Here is an 11,459-nt window from a genome sequence, read left to right as displayed (position 1 = left end):
CTATCAGTCATAAACATAAACAGCAAATATTATTACCTTGTATGTACAAGCCTGTGCTACGATGAGCATATCAGAGCCGTTTCAGACGAGCGAACCCGACAGAGGCACGTGGGACGACGTCCGAGAACTGCCACCCAGCGCCAAACTCGTAGCGAAAGTTCTCGAGTACAACGAGACGATGACCCAACAGCAGATCGCCGAAGAGAGTCTGCTCCCGGCCCGCACAGTCAGGTACGCCCTGAACCGACTGGACGAAGAGAACGTCATCGAGTCGCGCTTTTCGTTCTCCGATGCACGCAAGCGGTTGTACTCACTCGAGATCGAACACTAACTGCAACTGACGTATCACTCGAGATCGAATATCACCGTTAGCACCTTACCGGTCGACCAACCACGAGTTCTCGAGTTTTCGTTCACTTTCACCCCAGTCACGCAATCCCTTTAGGCGATGGCGAACAAGGTCGCCGTAGATGACGCGGGTGACACACACGGGCGACACCCATATCGGGTACCAGCAGTACAACACGCCCGAGCGACGACGGGACTTTCTCGAGGCGTTCAGTGCAGTCGCTGACGATGCAATTGCCGAGAACGTCGACGCGCTCGTCCACGCTGGCGACCTCTTTCACGACCGACGGCCCAGCCTGCTCGATCTGCAAGGGACCGTCGAAATCTTACGGCGACTAGCCGATGCCGACATCCCCTTCCTTGCCGTCGTCGGGAACCACGAGGGCAAACGCGACGCCCAGTGGCTCGACCTCTTTGCGGATCTGGGGCTGGCGACCCGACTCGGAGCGTCCCCTGTGGTCGTCGACGATCTGGCGCTTTACGGGCTCGATTTCGTGCCGCGTTCCAGACGTGAGGACCTCCCATACGACTTCGATCCCGTTCCCGAGGACGCCGAGCATACGACGCTCGTCAGCCACGGCCTATTCGAACCGTTCGCTCACGCCGATTGGGACACCGAAACCGTCCTCGAGCGCTCGAACGTGACGTTCGATGCGATGTTACTCGGGGACAATCACGCCCCGGACACCGCCGAAGTGCGGGGTACCTGGGTCACCTACTGTGGTTCCACCGAGCGCGCGAGTGCGAGCGAGCGAGACGACCGCGGGTACAACCTCGTCACGTTCGAGAGCGACGTCACCATCAGCCGACGATCTGTTCCCGACACCCGCGAGTTCGTGTTCGTCGACGTCGAACTGGGCGAGGAAGAAGGAATCGACCGCGTTCAGGAACGCGTTCGAGAGTACGACCTCGAGGACGCCGTCGTCATCGTCACCGTAGAAGGTGACGGGCGACCGATCACACCCGCAACGGTTGAGGAGTTAGCCCTCGAGCGAGGTGCGCTGGTCGCTCGGGTCAACGACCGACGGGAGATTTCCGACACCGACGACGAGGTGACCGTCAGTTTCGCAGATCCGGACGCGGCCGTTCGAAAGCGTGTGCGGGAGATGGGACTGAGTAACGCAGCCCTCGAAATCGACGAAACCGTGCGTGACAGCGAGTTGGCGGATTCGAACGTGCGTGAGGCCGTCGAGCGTCGCGTGACGGAACTGCTCGAGGCCGACGAATCGGCGTTCGCACCCGCGCCGAATCGAGACCCGGACGAGGTGAACACGCTGGCTGATTCGCTCTCCGAAGACGCCGATTCCGAAGGCGACCACGCGGAAGAGGGCGCAAGCGACGTAACCCCCTCGAACGACGGGGCCGATACGGAGAGGGTTGATGATACCGATGGGAAAGATACCACGAACCCAGCCGACGAAAACGACGAATCGAGTGTTGTCGACGAGAGCGAAGACTCGAGTACAGTCGGTAAAAAAGACGAATCGGGCAGGGCCGATGAAAGCGACGAATCGAAAGAGTCGACGACTTCACTGGGTGATTTCGCATGAGAGTACTTTCACTCCGACTGAAAAACTTCAAGTGCTATGGGGAAGCCGAACTGGGGCTCGAGGACGGCGTCACCGTCGTCCACGGCGTCAACGGAAGCGGTAAATCGACGCTACTCGAGGCGATTTTCTTCGCTCTGTACGGGTCGAAGGCACTCGACAACCGTACCCTCGACGATGTCATCACCACCGGCGAAGAGGAAACGTCGGTCGAACTCACGTTCAGCCACGATGGAGAGCGGTACCGTATCCAGCGTGAACTGAAACTTCGCGGCGACCGAGCCACCACGACGACGTGTGTCCTCGAGTTGTCCGATGGCTCGGTCGAAGGGGCGCGGGACGTCCGACAGGCGGTTACCGAACTGTTGCGGATGGACGCCGACGCGTTCGTCAACTGTGCGTACGTCAGGCAGGGCGAGGTGAACAAGTTGATTCACGCCTCGCCACGTGAGCGACAGGACATGATCGACGAGTTGCTCCAGCTGGGCGCACTCGAGGAGTATCGAGAGCGCGCGAGCGAAGCACGACTCGGGGTCAAAGACGTCCTCGACCGACAGGAGGGCGCACTCGAGAAACTGCGAGAACAGATCGAACAGAAAGAACACAAGGAGTTACACGAGCGACTCAACGGACTCGAAAGTCGCCGAGCCGAGGTGACCGAACAGATCGACAACTACAGCCAGCAACGCGACGCTGCACAGGCGACACTCGAGGAGGCCGAAACGACACTCGAGCAGTACGAGGACACGCGGGAGGAAATCGACGTCCTCGAGGAGGAAATCGAGGCGTTACGGTCGACGATCAAAGCCACGGAATCCGAACGCGAGGAGCTGCTCGAAGCGATCACCGCGCTCGAAGACGAACGGTCGGAGACGGAAGCGGACAGAGACGAGACGGTAGCCTCTCTGGCGCTCGAGGTTTCGGGAGACTCCTCGAGCGAAACCGAGATTCGCGAGACCGTCGAGGATCGCCTCGATACTATCGGGGACCGCGACGAAGAGCTTCGAGACCAGTTACAGACCCAGCAGATCGAAATCGAAGGGAAACAGAACGAGCTCGAGACGTTGCGATCGCGTGCCGAAGAACTCGAGGACGAAGCTGCTGAGGCGAGGACGGAGGCGTCGGAACTGGCCGAAACAATCGAAGAGGACGAGGAGACCATCGAGCAACGAACCGAAAAACGAGCGAATCTCGAGAAGACGATCGAGACGGCACGGGCGACGTTCGAGGGAGCCCCGGTCGACGTCGGTGAGGCGGCCGCGTACCATGAGGAGTGTGTCGAAGCGCGTGACGAGTGTCAGTCCGAACTGGCGTCGATCGACGCGAAGATCGAGGCCCTCGAGTCGTCGATCGAGGAGGGCCAGGCCCTCCTCGCCGAAGGCAACTGCCCCGAGTGTGGTCAGCCAGTGGAGGATTCGCCACACGTCGACGTTCTCGAGGAGCGTCGGGAAGAACTCGCCGACCTGGAGGACACACGAGAGTCGTGCGTCGAGGCCCTCGAGGAAGCTCGTGGGGCGCTCGAGTCGGCCGAATCGCTGGTCGAAGCCGAACGGACGATTCGCGAGATCCAAGAACGGATCAGCGATGCGACGACGCTCCTCGAGGAGAAACGCGAACGACTCGAGGAACGTCGCGAGCGACGTGAAACGCTGCTCGAACGGGCGGTCGAACTGGAAGAGACGGCAGCGGCCAAGCGTGAAACAAGTGCGGAGATCGAGGCCGAAATCGAGTCGGCTCGAGAGCAACTCGGCGAAATCAACGGCGAACGGGCCGAGATCCGTACCGAACGCGAAACCCTCGAGACGGTTGCGGACCAAACTGACCGGCTCGCCGACCTCGAGCAACGGATCGACACGGTACGCGAGAAACGCGCGAGTAAAGCCGAGTTGAACGACGAGCGGCGGGACAGGCTCACCGAAAAACGCGAGCGCAAACGAGAACTCGAGGCCGAGTTCGATCCCTCGAAGGTGGAAGAAGCGCGGACGAAAAAGCAAAACGCCCGGGATTATCTCGAGCAGGTCGAACCCAGACTCGAGGAACTCGAGGAGACGCGCGAGGAAGTGCAGGGCGCAATCGGAGCCGTCGAACGGGAACTCGAGAACCTCGAGGAACTGCGAGCGGACCTCGAGCGGGTAAAAGCACGGTGTGAGGACTTACAATCGCTGTACGACGAAGCCGAAACCCTGCAGACGACCTACGGGGAACTGCGGGCCGAACTGCGCCAGCGAAACGTCGATACGCTCGAGCGCCTGCTCAACGAGACGTTCGAACTGGTGTATCAGAACGATTCCTACGCGTCCATCGATCTCGACGGGTCGTATCGTCTAACGGTCTATCAGAAAGACGGCGAAGCGCTGGAACCCGAACAGCTATCGGGTGGCGAACGGGCGCTGTTCAATTTGAGTCTTCGCTGTGCCATCTATCGGTTGCTCGCCGAAGGTGTCGAGGGGGCTGCACCCATGCCACCGTTGATTCTGGACGAGCCGACGGTGTTTCTCGATTCGGGCCACGTCACCCAGCTGGTTTCGCTCATCGAGTCGATGCGCCAGTTGGGCGTCGAACAGATTCTCGTGGTCAGCCACGACGAGGAGCTAGTCGGGGCCGCCGACGACCTCGTTCGAGTCGAGAAGGACGCTACCTCGAATCGCTCGCGTATCGAACGCGGTGAGCCACCCGAAGCCGCATTGCTCGCCGCCGGCTCGGACTAACGCTTCGGTCTGAGCGCTTTTCGAACGACTGGCCACGATTCCAGCTATTCCTCGAGTGAGAGCGATCGAAGCGTCTCGAGCGTTTGCCGCATCGACTCGGTGGTCCGGTAGCCGCGTTCGCCACCGACTTGCGTTTTAGCGAGCACGCCGGCAGCCGTCAACAGGGTGAGGCGTCCGTGCAAGTCACTTTCACAGAAGTCAGTCGTCTCGAGCAGTTCTCGGACGCCCAGCGGCCCTCTATCGGCGAGTTCGACGAGGAGCCCGAGCGTTCGCTCGTCGGGTGTCGCGAGTATCAGTGTACGAATATCGTCCGGGATAGCCCGTGCCGCAGTTTCTAACGGCGATTCGCCTTCGAGATGCTCGAGGCGGTCGTTGTCGACGTGTTTCGTGACGTTCGTTTCCGGATCGCGAACGAGACTCGAGTCACTCGAGCGTTTGAGCAGGAGGTACCGAGTACCGTCGGTATCGACGACGACGTTCATGCATCCCCCGATGTTTCGTCTGTGGTCGTCGTTTCTTCTCCGGACGCAGCCTCGATGGTTGCGGCCACGTCACGATAGCGTCTGAGCGCAAAGATAGAGAGTAAGAGTCCACCACCCAGAAAGAGCCAGCCGGCCCGTTGATTCGTCTGAAAGATGAGAAAGAGGGTGCCGAGTGAGAGCGCTATGAGCGCCGCCTTGATGACCATGACGAGCACCCAGAACTGGGTCGTCAGCTGCGGATCGGTATCTCCAGCGTTTTCGGAAACGTCCGGAATCGTGAGCGAGTCGCTGGTCGGGTCCCGAAACTCCGCTTCGGGGTCGTATTCGTCCGGTTCGTGCTCGCTCGGCTCGAAGTCCACACGTCGAAGACGTTCGCAGTGTGCAAAAAACGTTCGCGTTGTTGTCTGGCCGCTGATTCGGCGAAAAAGCAGCACGCGGGATGACGCCTGTGCACCGATCAGGCGAGTTCTTCGAGCGAGAGTGTTCGCGTGGTCTCTACCCACGCGAGGGGATTTTCGGCGTCATAGAAGACGACGCCCTCGTCCGTTTCGTATGACTCGATCGTGGCCGTTCCATCGGGTTGGCCACGCGGTTCGCTTCCGTCCGTCGTATCGTCATTAACACGGATAGACACGGCAATTACCTCAACCCATGCTATGTGTTACCACGTTATATGTCTTGTTGCCCAGCTATCGGCTGTCCAACAGGTTGACGACCGGTGGCGACGACCGTTCTTCCGCGTGCTACCGACGAGTTGCCAGGCGATTCGAGTGGGTTTTTACCGGACGCCTACAAAGCAGGATATCATGAGTGATTCGGGGCAGACTGGGTTGGACGCCTTCGCCGCGGACGACGACGAGCGCCCGGCAGCAGAAGCCGCCCACGTCGCCGGCAACGGCGGTTCGAGTGCAAGCGAGGTGATCGACGTGCAGCGCGAAACGCTCCCTGAACCCGAGGGAACGGTCGAAGTCGCCGTCATGCAGGTCGATTACACCGTCGCTGGTTACGGTGACGACGAACATCCTATCGTCCACGTCTTTGGCCGAACGACCGACAACGAACTCGAGCACATCCAGGTGGTTGGCTTCAAGCCGTATTTTTACGCCCCGACCGACACGCTCGATGTCGACCGTCTCGAGCGAAACGAGCGCATTACGGACTGGGAGGAAACCGACGAAAACGGCGACCCCTACGAGAGCATCCGTGGCCAGAACCTGACAAAGATATTCGGTCAGACGCCACGCGACGTCGGGCAGATTCGTGACGAGTTCGACCACTACGAGGCGGACATTCTGTTCCCGAACCGTCTGCTTATCGACAAGGACATCCGAAGCGGCGTCCGAGTTCCGGCGCGACGAGCAGACGATGGAAGCCTGGTCGTCCCGCACAACGAACTCGAGGCCTGTGCGGTCGAAGCCGACCCGCGCGTCCAGACGTTCGACATCGAGGTCGACGACCGAAACGGATTCCCCGAAGATGGCGAAGAACCGATCATCTGCCTGGCCAGTCACGACTCTTACCGGGACGAGTACATCCTCTGGGTGTTCGAAGCCGACGAGGGCGACGGAGAGATACCCCACGAGTTAGGCGAGTACGAACCCATCGAAGGCGACATCCACCACGAGGTTCGCGCCTTCGAGAAGGAAGAAGCCATGCTCGAGTCGTTCGTCTCGTACATCGACGAAACGGATCCAGACGTCCTAACGGGCTGGAATTTCGACGATTTCGACGCCCCCTACTTCCTCGACAGGCTCGAGGTCCTCGAGGGGAGCCACCACGACTACGACCTCGAGGTCGACCAGCTTTCCCGCGTCGACGAGGTCTGGCGAAGCAACTGGGGCGGTCCGGACATCAAAGGCCGCGTCGTCTTCGACCTGCTGTATGGCTACCAGCGAATGGTGTTCTCGGAACTAGATTCCTACCGGCTGGACGCGGTTGGCGAGGCTGAGTTAGGTGTTGGGAAAGAGCGCTATGCCGGCTCCATCGGGGACCTCTGGGAGAACGACCCGAAACGGTTGCTCGAGTACAACCTGCGGGACGTCGAACTCTGTGTCGAACTCGACCGCCAGCAGTCGATCGTCGCCTTCTGGGACGAGGTGCGCACGTTCGTCGGCTGTAAACTCGAGGATGCACCAACGCCAGGTGATACCGTCGACATGTACGTCCTCCACGAGGCGTACGGTCGGTTTGCGTTGCCCTCGAAAGGACAACAGGAAGCGGGTGAGGAGTACGAAGGTGGGGCGGTTTTCGACCCGATTACGGGCGTCAAAGAGAACGTGACGGTGCTCGACCTGAAGAGCCTGTATCCGATGTGTATGGTGACGATCAACGCCTCACCGGAGACGAAAGTCGACCCCGAGGAGTACGACGGCGAGACGCATATCGCTCCCTCGGGCACGCACTTCCGCCAGGAACCCGACGGCGTCATGCGGGAGATGATCAACGAGTTGCTGGCCGAACGTGAAGAGAAAAAGACTCTTCGAAACGAGCACGAACCCGGAACCCAGCCGTACGAACAGTACGACCGACAGCAAGGAGCTGTCAAAGTTATTATGAACTGCTTCACGCCGGACACTGAAGTGCTAACTCCCAAGGGTGTTCAAAATGTCACGGCGCTCGAGGTGGGTGACGAGGTCTACTCGTTGGATCCGGAAACAATGCGAATGGAGGTCAAACCGGTCACAGAGACACACGCATATCCGGACTATACGAACGAACTCATCGATATACAGACCAGTAAAATCGACTTTCGAGTAACGCCAAATCATCGTATGCTCGTTCGAAAGAACGAGCGAAATGGAATTACTGAAGACACGTATCGGTTCATCGAAGCTGGATCGCTAGATCGAGCGACGAATTACGAGTTGCCACACGACTGGGACGGTCCTGGCGGTGACACACTGGAGACCGTCGACCTCACGAGGATGATCGACGGGGAATACGAAGTCTGGGTTCGGCCATCGGTGCACGGTCACACGTTCACTGCCGAACTCGGGTGGACGCCGAGGCGAGTCCCGAAAGCCGACGTTGGACAGACGGGATACGTCTTCACGGCCGAAGAGTTCGAGGCCAACCGCGAGTACATCGAGGACGTGTGTGAACGAAGCTTCGTCCATCTGGAATCCGGTCGAAAGTGGATTCCACGTACCTATGACGGCGACGCGTTTCTCGACTTGCTCGCCTGGTACATCACGGAAGGGAACGTTTACACGTCAGAGACGAAAGAATTCAACGGAAAGACTCGCGGTTCAGCGACGACCGTCAAAATCGCCCAGAACGTCGTGCCAGTGGCTGATGGTGGCGTCGACCACCACACGACGATCGGTTCTCTGCTCGAGGAGATGGGATTCGACTGTTACGTCGACGACCGATGTTACCAGTTCACGTCGAAACTGTTCGGCGAATTCCTTCGAGAGACGTGCGGCGACAACAGCTTCGAGAAGCGTATTCCGGATTTCATCTTCGAGTGCAGTAGCCGTCAGAAACGACGCTTCCTCGAGACCCTGATCGACGGTGACGGCGACTGGCAGACGAACAGTTGGCGGTACACAACTTCGAGCGAGAAATTGCGAGACGACGTGCTTCGCCTCTGTGCCCATCTCGGGTTGACTGGAAGTTACGACCACGATAGCGGATCCTGGCGAATTTACGTCACAGAGGACTCGAAGAATACGCTTCGGATGCACCGAAGTTCCTCCCGGAGTACGGCCGAAGACGGCGTCTACTGTGTCACCGTTGCTGACAATCATACCTTGCTTGCGGGCCGGAATGGAAAATTTCAGTTCGTCGGGCAGTCATTGTATGGCGTTTCGGGGTGGGAACGGTTCCGGCTCTACGACAAAGAGGCGGCATCTGCGATCACCGCTACCGGCCGAGAAGTCATCGAGTTCACCGAAGAAGCCTCGAACGAAATCGGGTACGACGTGGCTTACGGGGACAGTATAACCGGCGACCGCCCAGTCGTCGTTCGCGACTCGAACGGGTACGTGCAGGTACAGCCCATCGAAACCCTCTTTCAGGACGCGACGAAGACTGCCGATTCTGGGGTCTTGATTACTGCAGACGGCGGAACAGTGGGTGCCACTTCGATTGGCAAAGACCGACGCCAACTCGAGGGCTGGGAGGCACTCTCGGTCTCGGCAGACGGGGAGGCTGAGTGGCAGCCGATACAACAGATTATTCGTCACAAAACCGACAAACCAGTTATCACGCTCCAGCACAAGTTCGGTGAGTCGACGACGACGCGAGATCACGCCTACATTGTCGAAGCGGATAACGAATACGTCGAGGCGACACCCGAAAATGTCGATGAGCCGCTTCGAGTCCCGGAGATCCCAGCCGTCGATACTGTCACGAATGTCGACGTATTCGAGGTGTTGGATGGGTATACACGAACGTACGAAGACGGACGAAGCGTTGGCCGAGAAAACGCCGAAACCAAGGTGAAACGGGTACACGCGACCGACGAGTACGTCTGGTTCGGCCACGAACACCATGGTGAGCTCGAGTCGACGGTCAAAGTGAAGCGCCATATCGATCTCGATTCCCCGGATGGGGTAGCATTCGTTCGCCTGCTTGCAGCCTACATCACCGAAGGAAGCGCCTCTACAGCCGAAACGTCGAAAGGCAAGTTCGGCGCATCGATTGCAGAATCTCGGATGGAGTGGTTACAACAGCTCAAAACGGACTACGAACGACTGTTCGAGGGGGCGACTGCCACGGTAATCGATTCCGACAGTCGTCCAGTGCGAACCATCGAGTCGACGTCGCCGCACGAAGAGGACGAGATCACGTACGATGATCAGACGAAAAAACTGCAGCTAATGAACGAACTTTCGGCAGTATTCTTCCGAGAGTTTGCCGGGCAAACGTCACACGGAAAACGCCTTCCTTCGTTCGTTTTCCACCTTCCAGAGTCACTGCAATCACTGTTTTTAACCGTCCTCATCGAAGGTGATGGTTCGCGCGAATTCCCACGGTATAGCGAGGATTACAGCGAGCGCCATTTTGACTACGAGACCGTCAGTCGAGAACTCGCGGCCGGTCTTTCCACCTTGCTCACCCAGCAGGGTCAGAAACACTCGTTAAAATATCGAGACGAAAAGAATAGTTACACCATTCGAACGTGTGATTACTACCGGGCCGGTCAGGACCCCGTCCTTCGAGAAGCCGACTCAGACGGGTACGTGTACGATCTAAGCGTTGCCGAAAACGAGAACTTTGTTGACGGGGTTGGTGGTCTCGTCCTCCACAATACCGACAGCGTCATGCTCGAGCTCGGTCCCGACGTATCCACCGAAGAAGCGATCGACCAGTCCTTCGAGATAGAGGAGTACGTCAACGAGCGCTACGACGACTTCGCACTCGAGGAACTCAATGCGGAGTTACACCGCTTCCAGATCGAGTTCGAGAAACTGTATCGGCGCTTTTTCCAGGCCGGCACGAAAAAGCGCTACGCAGGCCACATCGTCTGGAAAGAAGGAAAAGACGTCGACGACATCGATATCACCGGCTTCGAGTACAAGCGCTCTGACATCGCACCCATCACGAAGGAAGTCCAACACCGCGTGATCGAGATGATCGTCCGTGACGGTGACGTCGACGCGGTGACCGACTACGTCGCCGGCGTGATCGACGACTTCCTCGAGGGAGACGTCAGCCTTGAGGAGATCGCCATCCCTGGCGGCATCGGAAAGCGCCTCGATAACTACGATACCGACACGGCCCAGGTGCGCGGAGCGAAGTACGCCAACCGAATGCTTGGCACCAACTTCGACCGGGGGAGCAAGCCAAAACGGCTGTATCTGGACCGGGTCGACCCGGCGTTCTTCCGTCGCCTCGAGGACGAGGAAGGACTCGACCCGCACACCGACCCCGTCTACGGGGCGTTCAAACGCGACCCCGACGTAATCTGTTTCGAGTACGAAGACCAGATTCCAGACGAGTTCAGCGTCGATTACGACAAAATGCTCGAGAAGACCCTCCAGGGGCCGATCGAACGGATTCTCGAGGCGCTTGGCATGTCCTGGGACGAAGTCAAATCCGGTCAGGAACAGACGGGTCTGGACTCGTTCATGTGACCGTCCGTTGACGGGGTTTCTGCTCATCAATTGTGCGCGTTTCAGATCTGATAAGATAACCAGATGTGGTTACACCACGTGTCCAGTGTTGTTTGTTGACATCAACCACAATAGAAACAGCAGTCAAAAAACACCGAATACAGTCGCATAGTAGGATTTATCCGGGAATCAGGCGACTCATATAGTCCCTAATTGAAACTGGCTTGGCTTCGGCACTTCACCGACAAGAAACTCTGTTTTCTGTATCGAAAAATAATTCTCCAATTGACCCACCGTTCACAATGAAATACGAAA

At 58.4% G+C, this 11,459-nt stretch carries 7 protein-coding genes; 4 read left to right on the top strand and 3 right to left on the bottom strand.

Translation table 11 applies throughout. The annotated features are described in order from the left end of the window. The first annotated feature begins 61 nt into the window (after nt 1-61). The 3 genes from NLK60_RS16450 to rad50 all read left to right on the top strand — a co-directional run bounded on the left by NLK60_RS16450 (nt 62) and on the right by rad50 (nt 4,603). On the top strand, nt 62-331 hold the full coding sequence (locus NLK60_RS16450) for a MarR family transcriptional regulator (protein WP_254808856.1): 270 nt from the start codon (nt 62-64) through the stop codon (nt 329-331). Nucleotides 332-470: 139 nt separating this feature from the next. Continuing rightward, the gene (gene mre11, locus NLK60_RS16445; RefSeq protein ID WP_254808855.1) at nt 471-1,898 is read left to right on the top strand and encodes a DNA double-strand break repair protein Mre11; all 1,428 of its coding nucleotides are present in this window, start codon (nt 471-473) and stop codon (nt 1,896-1,898) included. Then, nucleotides 1,895-4,603, top strand: a complete 2,709-nt coding sequence (gene rad50, locus NLK60_RS16440) for a DNA double-strand break repair ATPase Rad50 (RefSeq protein WP_254808854.1) — start codon at nt 1,895-1,897, stop codon at nt 4,601-4,603. Before mre11 ends, rad50 begins: the two co-directional genes overlap by 4 nt. Before the next feature lie 44 nt (nt 4,604-4,647). On the opposite strand, the gene NLK60_RS16435 is transcribed toward rad50, so the two are convergent. The 3 genes from NLK60_RS16435 to NLK60_RS16425 form a co-directional block, all read right to left on the bottom strand. Beyond that, complete coding sequence (locus NLK60_RS16435; RefSeq protein WP_254808853.1) at nt 4,648-5,085, bottom strand: DUF7346 family protein; 438 nt, start codon at nt 5,083-5,085, stop codon at nt 4,648-4,650. Next, the gene (locus NLK60_RS16430) at nt 5,082-5,444 is read right to left on the bottom strand and encodes a DUF7322 domain-containing protein (RefSeq protein WP_254808852.1); all 363 of its coding nucleotides are present in this window, start codon (nt 5,442-5,444) and stop codon (nt 5,082-5,084) included. The genes NLK60_RS16435 and NLK60_RS16430 overlap by 4 nt, the downstream gene beginning before the upstream one ends. Before the next feature lie 98 nt (nt 5,445-5,542). After that, the gene (locus tag NLK60_RS16425; protein ID WP_254810509.1) at nt 5,543-5,725 is read right to left on the bottom strand and encodes a DUF7331 family protein; all 183 of its coding nucleotides are present in this window, start codon (nt 5,723-5,725) and stop codon (nt 5,543-5,545) included. A gap of 166 nt (nt 5,726-5,891) precedes the next feature. On the opposite strand from NLK60_RS16425, the gene NLK60_RS16420 reads away from it, so the two are divergent. Continuing rightward, nucleotides 5,892-11,165: a DNA polymerase domain-containing protein gene (locus NLK60_RS16420; protein ID WP_254808851.1), complete on the top strand. Its 5,274-nt coding sequence runs from the start codon at nt 5,892-5,894 to the stop codon at nt 11,163-11,165. Nucleotides 11,166-11,459: the final 294 nt, after the last annotated feature.

Source organism: Natronosalvus amylolyticus, assembly GCF_024298845.1.
Classification (GTDB): Archaea; Halobacteriota; Halobacteria; order Halobacteriales; family Natrialbaceae; genus Natronosalvus; species Natronosalvus amylolyticus.
The sequence above is the reverse complement of the archived record's forward strand: the minus strand, read 5'-3'. Positions and strand labels throughout refer to the sequence as shown.

Bases quoted from the DNA above. Each gene is read 5' to 3' on its own strand.
- rad50 (WP_254808854.1), top strand. From the start codon at position 1,895: ATGAGAGTACTTTCACTCCGACTGAAAAACTTCAAGTGCTATGGGGAA.
- mre11 (WP_254808855.1), top strand. From the start codon at position 471: ATGACGCGGGTGACACACACGGGCGACACCCATATCGGGTACCAGCAG.
- NLK60_RS16420 (WP_254808851.1), top strand. From the start codon at position 5,892: ATGAGTGATTCGGGGCAGACTGGGTTGGACGCCTTCGCCGCGGACGAC.
- NLK60_RS16450 (WP_254808856.1), top strand. From the start codon at position 62: ATGAGCATATCAGAGCCGTTTCAGACGAGCGAACCCGACAGAGGCACG.
- NLK60_RS16435 (WP_254808853.1), bottom strand. From the start codon at position 5,085: ATGAACGTCGTCGTCGATACCGACGGTACTCGGTACCTCCTGCTCAAA.